Genomic DNA, 16,591 nt, shown 5'->3' on the forward strand with positions numbered 1-16,591 from the left:
TTTTTCATTACTGCTATTTCATAGCTATCTAGTATGAATTGAGCAGCTATTCAATAGTCACTTGTGAGACAGCTCTTAACAGTACCGCATTATTAGCACCTGATTTGAGCGTCGCTCTTGAGGTGGTGGTCAATACTCTTTTTTGACCATCTCTGACCCAAGTTTCTATCGTTTTAACATCGGCTTTTGCTTGATCTCCACTGATGACCACATTAGATATATTAATATCATAGGTATAGCTGCTTGATTTTGACCAACTGTCTTGTAACAGCTTTAAATAGGCCGCTTTATCAAGGCTTGTGGTCTTACCACGGCGAGACAATGAAATTAAGGCTTCATCTGCCACTAAACTTGAGACCAAGCTTAGGTTTTCGCTATTGGCCGCTTGCTTCATCTGTGCCGCATAGCTTTGCACGGCTGCCTCAGTTAATGGGGCGGCTTGGGCAGCAGTGGCTACCATACTGACCGCGGTGACCATAGCTGCAGGTGCAAGCACGGCTGACATTGATTTTTTTGAGCTAAATAGACCCTTTAGCATAGAGACTTCCTTATTGTTGTAAACAGTTATAAAAACCTGCTTAACTTTGTGAGTTCATAGCTTCAATTTTTCGGCTAAATGAGCTTAACTGGCTGATATTTATGTATCCATCTGGATGAATTTTATGCCTATAAATTGTAATGCACCCTTATGGTACTATACTTAAGTTAACCCCATCCTAGGTAAATATTAACGGCTTGTAATATTTGGTCACAAAAATCAGCTTTGCTTGATGACGTCGATTAATGTTTATTGGGTCAATAAAACATAGGCTCTAAGATACCACTTAGCTTTAAGGGTCTATCGGCGTATCATCATCTTCTACCAACATCCCTAACCTCGCTGAACGGCGCTGCATCATCTGACGCGCCAGTACCTGCATGTCCTCAACGCGGTCGACTTCATCGACGATTTCAAGACCCAATAAGGTCTCCAGCACATCTTCTAAAGTAACCAAGCCTTTGACCTCACCATACTCGCCCACAGTCACTGCAATATGAATGCGGCTATTGAGCATTAGATCTAATAAATCAAACAGCTTCATTTTGGAGAATACAAAGGTAATCTCGCGCTTATAGCTCTCTAAAGGCTTATCCATATGATTGTTAGCTTTGGCCAATAAAATATCCGACTTTAGAACAAAGCCGGTCACCTTATCTAAGTCCTCATCATAAATGGGCAATCTTGAGAACATCAGCTTAGGACGATTGGCCAATAGTTCAGCAACCGTAATCGACTGATTAAACGCATGCATGACTGAGCGCGGCGTCATGATATCCTCAACCTTAATCGCACCGAATGCCAACAGGTTACGGATAATTCTTGACTCTAATGGATCAATTTGACCCGACTGTTCACCCACACTAGCAAGCGCAGCAAACTCATTACGACTAAAGGTATTGGCCTTTTTGCCACGGGTCAATAAAGTGGTGATTTTTTCGGAGAACCAAATAAGCGGATACAGCAAGAATATAATGGCTTTAACAAAATACGCCACTGGACCTGAAAGTTGACGCCAATAGACCGTACCAATGGTTTTAGGAATAATCTCAGAACCGACCAATATCAGCAAGGTCATAAAGGCTGAGAACACGCCAAACCACTCACTACCAAAAACGATAGTGGCCTGAGCCCCTGCTCCCAAAGAACCGACCGTATGTGCCACTGTATTTAAGGTCAAAATAGCCGCGATAGACTGATCAATCTTATCGACTTTAACTTCTTTTAACATCGCTGATTTTGTGGGGTTTTCTTCTGCAATAGAAGCCACATAAGAGGGTGTCATGGTCAATAAAGCTGCCTCAGAAACCGAGCAGATAAAGGACACAAACACCGACAATACCATAAAGGCAATAAGTAGCACCAAATGCACCCCATAAGCAGAAGTCTGCACGGGTGCATCTATGGCACCACCAGCAGCATAAGCCACTAGTGGTATTGAGGTAATAAGAGCGATTAAAAATACAGTGTTACGGGTAAAGCGTGGTGATGTTCTAAATCGAGCTTTCAAGTCAAACACCTAATGTAGTTGAACCAAATGTCGTTAAACATAAAGAAGAAAAGTAACAGGATATCACTAAACTTAACTAGTTTACATCCATTTATGATTAACCCCTTCACGTAACGCCTTACCGGGTTTAAAGTGAGGAATGGCTTTTTGGGGAACCAAGACCATCTCGCCGGTCTTAGGATTACGACCTTGACGCGCCTCTCTGTGATGCAAACAGAAGGTACCAAAGCCGCGCACTTCTATTCTATTATTTGAGATGAGCTTCTCTGAGAGCAGTTCTAATATCTCACGGACGGCATTGTCTACATCTGAATCTGCCATATAGTCGCATCGAGCGGCAACATCTTGTATTAAATCTGATTTATTTATAACTTCTGTCATATCCATGTGACCTTAATAAATAATAGTATGAAAAACAATTGTATTAAACTGCTTTAAATCGCTAGTCCTTTAACAAATTTTAAGCAAATGCCTTACGCGCAGTAAAGGCTATTTTACTCACCAAATATCATATGCCTTAAATAGACTTATGATTTAACTATGAATATTCTAACTTTCATAGTCTATATTGATATTAAATCATAAGTTTTGGCTGCTGTGGAACTAATATTAGACTTTTTAACGATTTAGGCCAAATATTGAGGCAATCTATTAAGTTTTTGCATTAAAAAAGGAGCAGCCTTTTGGCCACTCCTTTTCTTTAGACTTTTACGTTATCAATAACGTGTACCTTAGAAGCTATTTAGCTTAGCTAAATAGCACTCTAATATTAGTCTTGCATTTGCTCTTTGATCAAGTCACCAATTGTTTTTGGCTGTGCTTCAGGAGCAGCTTGAGTGCTACCAAGCTCTTTAATCGCTTGACGCTCTTCAGCTTCATCTTTTGCTTTGATTGATAAGCTGATGCCACGTGATTTACGATCAACGCTGATGATTTTCGCTTCAACGCTATCGCCTACGTTTAGATGCTTAGTTGCATCTTCAACTTTGTCACGCTGGATTTCTGATGCGCGTAAGTAACCTTCAACTTCGTCTGCTAAAGTAATTGTAGCGCCTTTAGCGTCAACGTCTTTAACGGTACCAGTTACGATTGAACCACGGTCGTTACCTACTAGGTACTCGTTGAATGGATCAGAGCTTAACTGCTTGATACCTAGGCTGATGCGGTTGGCTTCAGCGTCAACTGATAGAACCATAGCTTCAACAGTGTCGCCTTTGTTGTAGTTACGGATAGCTTCTTCGCCAGCTTCGTTCCAAGAGATATCAGATAGGTGAACTAGACCATCGATACCACCGTCAAGACCGATGAAGATACCAAAGTCAGTGATTGACTTGATAGTACCCGTTAGCTTATCGCCACGGTCATATTTCTTATCAAACTCTTCCCATGGGTTTGGTAGAGTTTGTTTGATACCTAGGCTGATACGACGACGCTCTTCATCGATATCTAGGATCATAACGTCAACTTCGTCACCAATCTGAACAACTTTAGATGGGTGGATGTTTTTGTTGGTGTGATCCATTTCTGATACGTGTACCAGACCTTCGATACCGTCAGAGATCTCAGCGAAACAACCATAATCAGTTAGATTAGTTACGCGAGCTTTAACGATGCTACCTACTGGGTAAGTACCGCCAACGTTATCCCAAGGATCAGTACCTAGCTGCTTAAGACCTAGGCTTACGCGGTTGCGCTCACGGTCAAACTTAAGTACTTTAACTTTAAGGTCTTGACCCACTTCAACCACTTCTGATGGGTGCTTGATGCGGCGCCATGCCATATCAGTGATGTGTAGTAGACCGTCGATACCACCTAAGTCTACGAATGCACCGTAGTCAGTTAGGTTCTTAACGATACCTTCAACTTCGATACCTTCTTCAAGCTTATTAAGTAGCTCTTCACGCTCAGCTGAGTTTTCAGCTTCCATAACCGCTTTACGGCTAACAACAACGTTGTTACGTTTTTGATCTAGTTTAATAATTTTGAATTCTAGCTCTTTGCCTTCAAGGTGCGTTGTGTCACGGATAGGACGAACGTCAACTAATGAACCTGGTAAGAAAGCGCGTACTGAACCTACATCAACAGTAAAACCGCCTTTAACTTTGCTTGAGATGATACCTTTTACAATTTCATCGCCTTCAAATAGTTTCTCAAGCGCGTTCCAAGTTTCTACACGTTTTGCTTTTTCACGTGACAGTAGGGTTTGACCCATACCGTTGTCAACAGCTTCAACAACAACATCAACGCTATCGCCCACTGCTACTTCAAGCTCGCCATTGTCGTCTAAGAACTCTTCACGAGCAACAACACCCTCAGACTTCAAACCAGTGTCAACTGTAATCCAATCGCTATCGATTGCTACAACAGCACCGCTGATTACTGAGCCACGCTCAATATCAAGACCTTGCTCTTCTAGACTCGCTTCAAATAGTTCAGCAAATGATTCCATTATGATTACCTTAATATAGCCGTATCCTGTCCAGCACAGTACGGTTCAAGTTAATGAGGATAAAAGATTGACGCTGGTTTTGCTCTTTTTATCTTCATTTAAAAAAAATGTTATTTTAAGCGCCTTAAGCCAAACACGGTATGTATTAAGCCAAAGCCTTAAAAGCTAATGGGTACTGCAAATAACCTATAAGTGACTGCTTATAAGTCAATTGTACTGCAAAAAATCGCTTATAGAGCAATTTTTATCTTAAAAGCTTATGCCTTTTTGCTGACAAAACTTTTTAATCTGGGCAAACACATCGTCCGCATTCATGCTTGAGCTGTCCAATACCAAAGCATCTTTAGCGGGCTTGGACGGAGCAACACTGCGATTCTCATCGCGCTCATCTCTTTCTTGGATGCTTGTTAATATGGCGGCATAATCTGCACGTTCACCCGCTTGTTGTAACTGAGCCACTCGGCGATCAGCTCGGGCTTCGGCGCTGGCTGTCAAATAAACTTTGGCATCCGCATTAGGAAACACCACGGTTCCCATATCACGGCCGTCAGCGATTAAGCCTGACTCATTGGCCATGTTCTTTTGCAAGGCCAGTAGCGCTTCTCGCACGCTAGGCAAAGCGGCAACTTTTGAGGCATAGCCTCCGACCGTTTCATTGCGGATTTCACCGGCGACATTAACGCCATTGACCACAATATCTACGTCACCTGTGTCACGTGGTAAAAACTGAATATCCAAGCTTTGAGTAAGCTCAGTAATATCGGCCACCACTTGCTCAGTCAAGGATAACTCATTTAATAGACCTGCCTCAAATGCCTTGAGACCGACAATACGGTACAGGGCGCCTGAGTCTAATAGTCGATACCCTAAAGCTTGTGCCAGTCTTAGACAAACTGTGCCCTTTCCTGCGCCGCTTGGGCCATCAATGGTAATAACAGGAAAGCTCATGAGGTATCACCTACTACTTTTTATTTTATCAAATGAATGGCTTGGGCTTAAATTATTTTTTAAGCAAGTCCGCAAAATAAGCTCTTTTCTTGCGCTTATTTGCCGCCATCTACCCGCTTTATTCAGCAGCCAAACGCAAATAGTGCAAGATTATAACAAAATATAGTAAGCATCACTAGTTAATTTTTAGAATTTTTTGCGCATTTAACTTAGTATGGGCAAGAGTTTAGTTAAAGGTCTGGTCAAGAGTATGGATCAGAGCATGAGTAAAGTATAGGCAAGCAGCCTGAGTTCATTTATGTGCAATGACCAATACCTTAAACTAACAGATGCATCCCTACTGTTAATGCACTAAGGCTTTTTATCATTGCAATTTTTATCATTGCGGTTTTAATCGGACTGCTTTTGAGGCTTTTTTTTGCCACGCCTGGCCCGAAAAAATGAGCGCAGCTGGGTTTGGCTCTGCTGCTGCAGTAGCCCTGAATACGCCTGCATTTTATGATTGTAAAAGTCCATTTCAGTTAAATTCAGTTGACTGCCTACCATACCTGCCCGCGGCTCAAAAGTTGCAAAGACCAGCCTTGCTAGCCGAGCATGTATCAGTGCCCCAAGGCACATGGTGCATGGCTCTAAGGTGACATACAAGGTGGTGTTGGGCGGCAATCTATAATTTTGCAGCGTCTGACAGGCACAGCGCAAAGCCACCACCTCTGCATGAGCTGTTGGGTCGCTTGTGGTAATGGGCTGATTAAACCCCTCGCCTATAATCTTATTGTCACACACCAAAACCGCGCCCACCGGCACCTCTTCTTGACTTGCGCCTTGCTGCGCCAAGGCTAAAGCTCGGCGCATAAAGCCCACATCAGAGAGTAGCCAATAGTTAGCAGCGGTTAGATCACCAGGGTAGGCCTCACTTAGTAAAGCGCTATGAGGCGTCAATAAATTCACAGCAGTCACCGTCATAAGTTACAAATAAAATAAATGGTCAATAGATAAAACTTAGACCAATCAAAGCACAAAGATAGCCACGCGCATTGAGCCTTATATTAGCCATTAAATGCTTAGGCTATTTTTAAACTTATTGCGGTAATTGCCAATCAATGGGAGTCTTGCCATGCTGCTGCAAATAATCATTGGTTTTTGAAAAAGGCTTGCTGCCAAAAAAACCACCTCTATTGGCCGCGAGTGGTGAAGGGTGCACCGCAGAGAGCACCAAATGCTTATCAGTGTCAACGAACTTTCCTTTAAGTTTGGCTTTGCTGCCCCACAAGATAAAGACCGTATTATTGGTCTGCTGATTGACCACATCAATGACCGCATCGGTAAACTGCTCCCAACCTTTACCCTGATGACTGCCTGCCATGCCCTCTTCTACGGTCAACGAGGCATTTAGTAGTAAAACGCCCTGCTCAGCCCATGAGGTTAAATCCCCATGCTTGGGCGGGACTGTACCAATATCATCGGCCATTTCTTTTACAATATTACGTAAGGAGGGCGGCATCGGAATCATCTTAGGCACCGAAAACGACAGGCCCATTGCCTGACCTGGGCCATGGTAAGGATCTTGACCTAATATCACTACCTTAACTTGCGATAGCGGGGTTAAATTAAAGGCATTAAACATTTGGCTGGCTTTGGGATATATACTTTTGCCAGAGCCATACTCTTGACGTAAAAAGTCACGCAGATTGTCCATATTATCTGAGGTCAACTCATCTGCTAAGGCCTGTTTCCAGTCCTCTGGCATCTTAACTTTGGCTAAAATGGCCTGCTTCTCGGCTGCACTTTTTTGGCCTTTGGGCTCATTCACTAATGACATAGTAGACTCTTTTTTAATTTGTTTTAGGTATGGGCAATCAAATGTATCATAGCGCCCATTGTATAACATCGCCTGTCACACTGCGAAGCCACTTTCTATTGAAATTGACTTCCTCCCCTCGCTAAACCGAAGGGATTCCTACAACTAGACGGTCAAGCCCGACCGCAAGGATGTTCTTAGCAGCATTGATATCTCTATCATGCCATGTGCCACACTCAGCACACCTCCATCCTCTTATTCCAAGACCTGCTCTACCTTTTGGACTACTATCACTTATTTTAAGGCAGTGCGAACAGGTTTGGGTAGTGTAACTCTCATTCACTACCTCAAGCTGACAACCTGCATACTTGCATTTATATTCCAGTTGTCTTTTGAGTTCAAACCATCCTGCATCGTATGTCGATTTAGCCAGTTTGGTTCTCTTACTTGTGAATGATCGGGATTTAACATCACCAACCACAATTAAAGCATTGCTCTGCACTAACTTGGTGGTGAATTTATGAATTAAGTCTAATCTTGAGTTTTTGATCTTGGCATGGATTGCTTTGACTCGCTGTTTGTTTTTCGCTCTTTGAGCTATTGCAAGCTTTTTAGCCCACTTTTGAGTTTGTTTGGTTGTCAGCTTGTCACCGTTTGATGTGGTAGCAGACTGCTTTAAGCCTAAGTCAATACCAACGCTGCCTTTGCCACTTGCTTGTCTAGGAAAATCTTTGACGGTAATACAGGCATACCAACGGTTACGGCTGTCTTGCACTATCTCAAGCGTATTGATTTGATACAAAGACAAATTGTAGCTATCGAATACGTCTATGATAAGCTTTCGACCTTTACAGAGCGATAGCTGTATGGTTGATTTAAGTGCTTTTTTACCTGTTTGTCTGGTATGTAGATACTTTATGGCAGACTTTTTAAAAGGTATCCAACCTAGGCTTTTGCGTTTGGCATCGGGTCGGTTGGTTCGCCAATTAAGTTTGGCTTTTTTAAACTGCTTACGAGATTTGGCGTGAGTTTCGTTGATGGCTTGCAAAGTTTGCGAGTGTAAGCCTAAATACTCTCCACTGCCTTTGGTGTATTGGCTTAAATCATAGGCCGAAAAGTACTTACCTGTGCGTCTTAAATGCTCAAAGCTTAACGCATTAACATAGTTCCACGCATAGTTAACACTCCCAGCTAGTTTGTTTAGCTGGTTTGCATGTTTGTCTTTGATGCGTAGCTTGAGGGTTTTCATAGGGTTAGTATGGCGAGGTTAATTTTAACTTGCAATACTTTAAGTACTGCTTACGACAGTGTGTGTCGCCTTATATCCACCCCTGAAGTGGGTGGTTTTACGGCGACCGGTGAATAAATAAAAAAGGGGCTAACTCAGTGGTTAGCCCCTTTTTTGCAATTTATAACAATGACAACGCTTTTAGGCTATTTGAAATTTAGCCTTCTTCGTATTCAACGCCGCGCTGACCATGCTTCTCGACCACTGTAAGTAAGATACGACTGCCTTCTGCAGCGGCCTTACTGCCATCATCTAGAGCACTGTCAAAAACGTCCTCGCTTAAGGTCACATGCACCGCACCACCTTCTGCTAAATCTCCGAACAGTACCATATTGGCCAGTGGCTTTTTAATCTCATTTTGGATCAAGCGCTGCATTGGACGCGCTCCCATTAAGCGATCATAGCCTTTTTCAGCCAAGTATTCACGTACCTCATCATCAATCTCTAGCATCACTTGCTTATCATCTAGCTGAGCTTGCAATTCAACTAAGAACTTATCTACTACCGATACTACGATAGAGGGATCTAGAGGGTTGAACTGAATAATGGCATCGAGACGGTTACGGAACTCTGGCGTAAACACACGATTCATCGCCTCAGTGTTGTCTTTACTGTGATCTTGCTTAGTAAAGCCCATTGATGAACGGCTGATGTTCTCGGCGCCCACGTTGGTAGTCATAATCAAGATGACTTGCTTAAAGCTTGCAACGCGGCCATTATTATCCGTAAGCGAGCCATGATCCATCACTTGCAGTAGCAAGTTGAACACATCGGGATGCGCTTTTTCAATCTCATCGAGTAGCAAGACACAATGCGGATGCTGATTGATTTTTTCAGTCAGCAAGCCACCTTGATCAAAGCCCACATAGCCTGGAGGCGCACCAATTAAACGAGAGGCGGTATGCGCTTCCATATACTCAGACATATCAAAGCGTATCAGCTCGATGCCCATCAGATTGGCCAGCTGCTTAGACACCTCGGTTTTACCCACACCGGTAGGGCCAGCAAACATAAACGAGCCAATCGGCTTATCTGCAGATTTTAGACCCGCACGAGACAATTTAATCGCATCTGACAAGGTTTTTATGGCTTCATCTTGGCCAAATACCAAGCGATTTAAATCACGCTCTAGATGCTGTAACAACGACTTGTCATCATTAGACACTGATTTTGGCGGAATACGAGCAAGCTTGGAGATAATCGCTTCGATATCCTCTACATCAATAACTGTAGGTGCCGCTTGCGTCTCATCATCCAATGCCTCATCCGTATCTTCAAAGTCAGACTCTACCGACTCTAAAGCGTCATCGTCATTATCACCATCAGCTTCGGCGTCTAAACCGCTCTCATCAGCATCAATTTGGGCATCATAATCGGTCTTGTTACCCAAAACGTCATCGTTTAAGTCTACCGCATTGACATCTGTGCTGTTGAGCTCATCAATTAACTGATTTTCCTCTTCAACCTGAGCGGCATCTGGCGTCACGCCCAAACGCTTATAAGCACCTGCCTCATCAATCACGTCAATGGCTTTATCTGGCAAAAAGCGCTCATGAATGTGTTTGGCTGATAGCTGAACTGCGCTCACTAAAGCGGCATCTGTGTACTTCACATTATGAAACTCTTCATAACGTGATTTTAGGCCACGCAAGATTTCAATGCTGTCATCCACACTCGGCTCATTGACATCGATTTTTTGGAAGCGACGTGATAACGCATGATCTTTTTCAAACACCTGACGATACTCTGTAAAGGTGGTTGATCCGATACATCTAAGCTCACCATTGGCCAATGCAGGCTTGATTAAGTTGGACACATCCATATTACTGCTCATGGATGAGCCAGCACCAATAATCATGTGCACTTCATCAATAAACAAAATGGCATTGGGCTTTTTCTTAAGCTCATCAAGCAAAGCTTTCATGCGCTTTTCAAAGTCACCCCGATATTTGGTACCAGCAATTAATGAGCCAATATCTAGGCTATAAATCACGCAGCCCTGTAAAGGTTTGGGTGCTTTATTGTTAATAATTAACCAAGCCAAACCCTCTGCAATAGAGGTTTTACCCACACCAGGATCACCGACTAACAGCGGGTTATTTTTGCGGCGACGACAAAGTACCTGTGCGGTACGCTCGATTTCACTTGAGCGGCCAATAAGTGGATCCGTTTTGCCTTCTGCAGCCCGTTTATTTAAGTTAACCGCAAATTCAGTCAATGGGTCTTTTTTGGCACGAGCGGCTTTAGGGTCTGCGCCTTCATTGTCTGACGGACCTTCACGAGTCTCATCACTCTCATTGCCATGTGACAAATATTGAGTCAGCTCAAGACGGCTCACACCTTGTTTTTTAAGCAAATATACCGCATAGGTATCATGCTCTGAGAACATAGAGACTAAGATATCCGAGCCTTGTACTAGGCGGCCTGAGCCAATAGATTGCACATGGAAAATAGCGCGCTGCAAAATACGATCAAAGCTTTGGGTTGCTTGCGGTGTTTGCTCAAGATCAGCATCAAGCTTTGGTGTATGTTTGTCAATATAGGCTTCTAAATCCGAGCGCAAGCTGCTGATATCAGCGCCGCAAGATTTAAGGGTGGTAACTGCATTATTGTTTTCTAATAAAGCCAGCAACAAATGTTCAACGGTTAAATACTCATGTGACTTTTGTCGGGCCAGCGTCATGGCTAGACGCAAGGAAACTTCGAGGTGACGACTTAACATAGAGGTATCCTGATAATTGTTATTTTTTAATAGGTAAGATCATTACAAATATACGTTTGATAGACAGTTAACTAACTATAGCAAGTTAACACCAAGTTGGGGTTATTTAATGACCATTAATATGGATCACACCATGAACTGCGACACAATGATCTTACGCACATACTCATTAGGTAGGGTTGTTGAGTATAAAAATCAAGCCTATCGCCAAACTTTGTACTTATCAGATACGCAAAACATACGTAATTTTTGGCTATCATTTCAGACAGTTATAGGGCGCTTTTTTATTATGATTAAAAATAATGCTGACAGCAAAAATAAAAAAAATCTCTTAGCGCCCACGTGAGTACTAAGAGATTTTTTTAGCTTAAGCTGTCTGCTTAGTGCCTACTTTTTTAAGGCTTTAAGCAGCGTGTTAGCCCTTAAGGTACCAGCCAGCCCAAAAATACTGATATGGTGATAATACCAATCAGTGACGATACCAGTAACGTCGCCCCTGAAACTGCTGGGCGTACATTAACGGTTGCACCAAATACCAACCCAAAGAACGCAGATGGAATGGCCATTAGGATAACCGCTTGTACCACTGCTTCATGGTTAATACCAATTAATACCGCAATACCAAATGTCAATAAGGGCTGAATGACGTTACTCAATAAGGTACTGACTGAGACGTTGGTATTTATTTTAATTTTTTGAGCAGATAGTAATAAGCCTGTTAAGAATAAGCCAACGCCACCCGTCGCCATCGTAATGGGCTGGAAGGCTGTTGCAGCAAGTTTAGGCATAGGAATACCGATAATTGCCCATATCAAACCAATAACCGGTAAGAAAAATACAGGCGTTTTCACCGCTCCGATTAAGCCTTTAATAAACTCTTTTTTGACCGACACTTCTTCATCAGGAGCAGAGGTGCCCATTGCTAACTGTGCCAAGGCTATGGGGGTCACAAAGATAGAACCTGCCGCAATAGCTATCGCTACCAATAACGCTGCTTGATCACCAAATAGCGGAAGTGTTAGCGGGATACCAATTGACGCATAGTTCGGGAACGCAATAGTTAACGACTGCACAACCCCTTCAGCTAAGCTTAGTTTAAATACTTTTTGCTGAATCCATAACGATGCCAAATATAAAATAAGCATCGACACCCCAATCACTAAGATCAGTGTGAGGTTCGGGATGATGACATCCCGAGGGGTTCGTGCAATAGCAATAAACATGGTCAACGGTACCATAAAGGTCATTAACATGACATTGATGGTTTTGACGTTTTGATTGTCGACCATACCCCGCTTACCGGCAACGTAACCAATTAGTAAGCCGACATAGATGGGCAATAAGGCGCCAACGATGATATTAAACATGTGGCTTCTCCGGTTTTAGGTTTAGTAAACGTTACCTTGATTAGGATCAACAATGACATCAATCACATGAGGGCGTGGGTCATTTAATGCTGCGCTTAGCGCCTCATCTAACTCATCCACATTGTCCACCTTAGAGGCATGACAACCATAACCGAGAGCAATTTGGGTAATATCAATTTCTGGCAAGTCCATACCTGGGGTATTAGAAGTACCCATAATGTCTGAGAACGCTTTTAGTGCACCATAACCACTGTTATTAAGCACGATGATGGTTAACGGTAAGCCATGCTGAGCTGCGGTCCACAATGCTTGAATTGAGTACTGCATTGAGCCATCACCAATCACTGCGACCACTTTGCGCTCATCTTGCGCAAGCTCGATCCCCACTGATGCGGGTAAGCCATAACCCAGACCGCCACTTGACATGGTATAAAAACCGCCTTTTTGAGTCACTGGCAAGTTCTTTTGCAGTGCAGGACGGTGAGACGGGGCTTCCTCTACCAAAATCGCATCTTTTGGCATAAGCTCGCTGAGTCTAGATAGCACATAAGCAGCTGAAGGTTTACCGTCCCCTTTTTCTGGCGTGCTGCGCTCAATGGCGAAAGGCTTAGCCACATCAGCGGCAGGTTTTTCTGGTAATAGCTCAATCAGTTTTTCAAGGGATTCGTTAAGCTCACCCACCAAGCTTAGATCTGCTTTTGCACGGGCAGCCGCATTTGGATCTGAGGTTAGCTGCATCACCTTAATATCTGGATTGGTTAATACGGCGGCCTCTCCTTCAACGTGGAAGGTAAATACTGGTGCACCAGCCACGACAACCAAGTCGTGACGCTCAAGCATTTTTGATAGATTTTCTGGAATAGCCGGTAAGAAGCCACCAAATTGCGGATGATCTTCAGGGAAAGCTGCTGCTGCTACTACTGGTGCAACATATGCCGTTGCGCCTGTGCGCTCGGCAAGCGTCACTGCATTATCATACGCATCAAAAATATCGATTTCAGTACCTACGACTAACGCCGGACGTTTTGCTTTAGAGAGTGCCTCTGCAACGCGTTCAAGACCCTGTTGACGTGCTGGACCAAAGCCAATGGCATCGACGACTTTAACAGGGTCACAAGGCTTGTCCCAATCATCATTAGGTACAGAGATAAAGGTGGGACCATAAGGAGGCTGCATCGCAATCTCAAAGCAGCGTGCCAATGCTGCTGGTACATCTTGTGCAGTGGCCGGCTCTACGGACCACTTAACATAAGGCTTAGGGAAGCTTGAGCAAGATACGCTTCTGATGATAATAATGAGCGGCCTTGTTGCCCTGCCATCACCACCATAGGCACTTGGTTTTTATAGGCGGTAAATAAGTTACCTAAACTATTACCAAGACCTGCGGCTGAATGCACGTTAACGAATGTCGGACGACCTGTGGCCCGTGCCATACCATCAGCCATACCAACGGCGGACGCTTCTTGCAGACCCAGCACATATTCAAAATCTTCTGGCCAATCGCCCAAAAAGGCAAGTTCTGTTGATCCAGGGTTACCAAATACCGTCTTAACCCCTAAATCACGTAATACCTGAATAACAACATCTCGAACTGTTAATTGATTAGATGACATAAATTTATCCTATTAGTTATTTTAACTTTATGTTTAGATTTTATTAAAAAAATAAATGGTGGGATCTGAAAACTCTTATGCGTCACTTCAGGTGCGTCAGTTTCTTACTAAATCAATATAAAACCGCTGTTGATAGGCACTGCCGCATCTTAGTGATGAAAACTATACAACAATCTGTAAAAAACTGGATGACATTTTTTGTAATTAAAAAGTAATTTTCGTTACCGACTATTTTATTTTTTAATGTAATATTTACTTAACAATAATCAATAAACGGTAATAAGCTAAAATAAGCAGATGGTCTACACAGACAGCGTTTTTAAAGCATTGATGACGAAGAGCAATGTCAGAAACTCTGATAGCCCTCAACCCTCACCTTGGTTACAATTTTTTAAAGTATGTCTATATGGTTAGTAACAGTGGGATGCTACTTTTATCCCTAAGATAACCAAAGACCATAATCAATAACCATAAAATAAGGAGATAATCATGAATAAAATACTAAGTGCGGATGCTATGATGAAGGTATTGAACGATTGGGGAATTAAGCGGGTATATGGCTTACCTGGCGGCTCTCTTGACTCAACCATGAATGCCATTTATAACTGGCGAGATAAGATTAAATATATCGGTGTTCGTCACGAAGAGGTCGGTGGTCTGGCCGCGGTGGCTGAGGCAAAGTGGACCGGTAAAATTGCGGTTATGCTAGGCTCTGCAGGCCCAGGTGCTGCCCATTTATTAAATCCGCTGCATGATGCCGCTTTGGATCATATTCCAGTATTGGCCATTGTCGGTCAGGTACCAAGTGATAAGATGAATACCGACTACTTCCAAGAGATGCCCGAAAACCCAATGTTTGCAAGTTCTGCTGTCTATAACCGTACGGTAATGACACCCGAACAGCTACCAGAAGTCATCGACACTGCCATTCGCAAAGCTTATGAGCTCAAAGGTCCGGCAGTGATTGTTATTCCTAAAGATTTTGGCTGGGTGGAGATTGAGGATAATTACGTCTCTTCTGCCCAAAAATACAGCACGCCGCAGTGGCAACTGCCTGCCAATGAGGAGGATGTCGAAAAGGTATTGGATTTACTTGAGCAGTCAAGTCGCCCTATTGTCTATTTTGGCCGCGGCGCGCAGGGTGCCGCCGATGAGCTGCGTGAGCTTGCTGCTTTATTGAAACTGCCGATGGTATCTAGTTATTTAGCCAAAGGCATCTTAGAGGGTGACGAAGAGTTTTATATGCTCTCTACTGGACGCGTGGCGACTAAGCCTGGCGTCGATGTCGCCCGTGCTGCAGACTTTGTGCTCTTTACTGGTACCAATTTTGAATTCCCCATGTTCTCAGAGGAGGCAACCTTTGTGGATGTCAACCTCAACCCTTCTGTCATTGGCGCCAGACACCAGACTAAGCTTGGTATCTTAGCCGACGTCCCGACATTTTTGCGTCAATTGCTTAACGCCGCAAAAAAACGTTATGGCAAAGACGGCGCAAACTATGCGTCTGCCCGAGCCCGTCAGCAAGATAGTGATTATCAGGCTTGGTACGCCGCGGCAGTAGAAGACAAAAAACAATGGGATGCATGGCTTGCAAAACGTGCTGAGCGCAACACCAATCCTGTTGGCTTTGAAAGCGTATACAAAGTCATTAACAAAATGGCGGCGAAAGATGCACTGTTTGGTGTGGATGTGGGTAATGTTAATATTGCCGTTGCTCGTCTACTCAGCTTAGGTGGCGGACGTCGTCAGGTGACTTCCCCGCTGTATGCCACCATGGGCTTTGGTATGCCAGCCGCCATTGCAGCAGCGCTAGAGTACCCTGATCGTGAGGTCTGGAGCTTATCAGGAGATGGCGGCTTGGCGATGGTGGTACCCGATTTAATCACCCAAGCAGAGCATGAGCTACCCATTATGAACTTGGTATTTACCAATGAGTCTTTAGGATATATCGAGGCAGAACAAGATGATACCCATCAGCCGCATTCGGGTATTAAACTACAAAATGTTGACTTTGCAAAAGTCGCAGAAGGCTTCCAAGTGACTGGCTTTACCGTACACAAAGCTGAAGAGCTTGAATCTGTGTTACAACAAGCTCAGCAAGTCACCCGCAGCGGCAAACCGGTACTGGTAGATATAAAAATCACCAATGAGCGATTACTGCCTGTTGAACAGTTCCCGCACCGCCGCTCTGGTGAGCCAGATGTGATTGCTGATTTTGATAAATTTGTTGAGCATTTTGAAGCAGAAGCACTTGAGCCATTTGGTGAGATATTAGATCGTCATGGCGTAACAAGCTTTTAGAAGCACCGCTCATCACATCTTTAAAATCACAGCTGAAGCTGAAAATGCCCTACTCAA

13 protein-coding genes are annotated in these 16,591 nt (G+C 43.6%); 1 reads left to right on the forward strand and 12 read right to left on the reverse strand.

The features are described from left to right. Positions 1-46: 46 nt before the first annotated feature. The 12 genes from MN210_RS08315 to MN210_RS08370 all read right to left on the reverse strand — a co-directional run bounded on the left by MN210_RS08315 (position 47) and on the right by MN210_RS08370 (position 14,233). Complete coding sequence (locus MN210_RS08315; RefSeq protein ID WP_011960806.1) at positions 47-538, reverse strand: hypothetical protein; 492 nt, start codon at positions 536-538, stop codon at positions 47-49. Between the two features lie 292 nt (positions 539-830). Then, positions 831-2,048 (reverse strand): CNNM domain-containing protein, encoded by a 1,218-nt coding sequence (locus MN210_RS08320; RefSeq protein WP_227675222.1) that lies wholly within the window; start codon positions 2,046-2,048, stop codon positions 831-833. An 81-nt stretch (positions 2,049-2,129) separates the two neighbouring features. Beyond that, on the reverse strand, positions 2,130-2,429 hold the full coding sequence (locus tag MN210_RS08325; RefSeq protein ID WP_011960808.1) for an integration host factor subunit beta: 300 nt from the start codon (positions 2,427-2,429) through the stop codon (positions 2,130-2,132). A 388-nt stretch (positions 2,430-2,817) separates the two neighbouring features. Continuing rightward, the gene (rpsA, locus tag MN210_RS08330) at positions 2,818-4,497 is read right to left on the reverse strand and encodes a 30S ribosomal protein S1 (RefSeq protein ID WP_011960809.1); all 1,680 of its coding nucleotides are present in this window, start codon (positions 4,495-4,497) and stop codon (positions 2,818-2,820) included. Between the two features lie 249 nt (positions 4,498-4,746). After that, a complete protein-coding gene (cmk, locus tag MN210_RS08335) occupies positions 4,747-5,445 on the reverse strand; it encodes a (d)CMP kinase (RefSeq protein WP_241878227.1) in 699 nt (232 codons plus the stop codon). A 390-nt stretch (positions 5,446-5,835) separates the two neighbouring features. Then, the gene (gene tadA / locus MN210_RS08340; RefSeq protein ID WP_011960811.1) at positions 5,836-6,408 is read right to left on the reverse strand and encodes a tRNA adenosine(34) deaminase TadA; all 573 of its coding nucleotides are present in this window, start codon (positions 6,406-6,408) and stop codon (positions 5,836-5,838) included. A gap of 115 nt (positions 6,409-6,523) precedes the next feature. Continuing rightward, positions 6,524-7,264, reverse strand: a complete 741-nt coding sequence (locus MN210_RS08345) for a uracil-DNA glycosylase (RefSeq protein WP_110816741.1) — start codon at positions 7,262-7,264, stop codon at positions 6,524-6,526. Between the two features lie 121 nt (positions 7,265-7,385). After that, positions 7,386-8,492, reverse strand: coding sequence for an RNA-guided endonuclease InsQ/TnpB family protein (locus MN210_RS08350; RefSeq protein ID WP_338412038.1), 1,107 nt, complete (start codon positions 8,490-8,492; stop codon positions 7,386-7,388). Between the two features lie 196 nt (positions 8,493-8,688). After that, positions 8,689-11,253, reverse strand: a complete 2,565-nt coding sequence (locus MN210_RS08355) for an AAA family ATPase (RefSeq protein WP_338412039.1) — start codon at positions 11,251-11,253, stop codon at positions 8,689-8,691. Positions 11,254-11,675: 422 nt separating this feature from the next. Next, positions 11,676-12,620, reverse strand: coding sequence for an AEC family transporter (locus MN210_RS08360; protein WP_110816744.1), 945 nt, complete (start codon positions 12,618-12,620; stop codon positions 11,676-11,678). Between the two features lie 21 nt (positions 12,621-12,641). After that, the gene (mdlC, locus tag MN210_RS08365; RefSeq protein WP_338412837.1) at positions 12,642-13,916 is read right to left on the reverse strand and encodes a benzoylformate decarboxylase; all 1,275 of its coding nucleotides are present in this window, start codon (positions 13,914-13,916) and stop codon (positions 12,642-12,644) included. Then, positions 13,853-14,233 (reverse strand): thiamine pyrophosphate-binding protein, encoded by a 381-nt coding sequence (locus MN210_RS08370; protein WP_255016479.1) that lies wholly within the window; start codon positions 14,231-14,233, stop codon positions 13,853-13,855. Before MN210_RS08370 ends, mdlC begins: the two co-directional genes overlap by 64 nt. Positions 14,234-14,722: 489 nt before the next feature. Here MN210_RS08370 and spxB point away from each other — a divergent pair, with 489 nt between their 5' ends. Then, on the forward strand, positions 14,723-16,534 hold the full coding sequence (gene spxB, locus MN210_RS08375) for a pyruvate oxidase (protein WP_338412040.1): 1,812 nt from the start codon (positions 14,723-14,725) through the stop codon (positions 16,532-16,534). Positions 16,535-16,591: the final 57 nt, after the last annotated feature.

Source organism: Psychrobacter raelei (assembly GCF_022631235.3).
GTDB lineage: Bacteria > Pseudomonadota > Gammaproteobacteria > Pseudomonadales > Moraxellaceae > Psychrobacter > Psychrobacter raelei.